1 protein-coding gene is annotated in these 257 nt (G+C 46.7%); it reads left to right on the top strand.

Going from position 1 to position 257, the window contains the following annotated elements; translation table 11 throughout:
• Nucleotides 1-257, top strand: a 257-nt coding sequence (locus tag ACG9ZB_RS17540; RefSeq protein WP_419326876.1) for an Hsp70 family protein, incomplete at both ends; no start/stop codon positions are given.

Raw genomic sequence — 257 nt, 5'->3', positions numbered from 1 at the left:
GCTCAGGGCCGCAAAACTCCTGTTGAAGTATCCGCTGAACTTTTAAAGCAACTAAAAGATCGTGCTGTAGCGAGCTTAAAAAATGAAGTCAATGGTGCAGTGATTACCGTTCCCGCATACTTCGATGAGGCTCATCGTCAAGCAACACGCGATGCCGCACAACTTGCGGGTTTAAATGTACTACGACTTTTAATTGAGCCTACTGCTGCTGCAGTTGCCTATGGTCTGGACCAAGAAACCAATCTAGCGCATGATCA

Origin of the sequence: Acinetobacter johnsonii (genome assembly GCF_048551975.1) — a bacterium.
GTDB classification, from domain to species: domain Bacteria; phylum Pseudomonadota; class Gammaproteobacteria; order Pseudomonadales; family Moraxellaceae; genus Acinetobacter; species Acinetobacter johnsonii_A.
The sequence above is the reverse complement of the archived record's forward strand: the minus strand, read 5'-3'. Positions and strand labels throughout refer to the sequence as shown.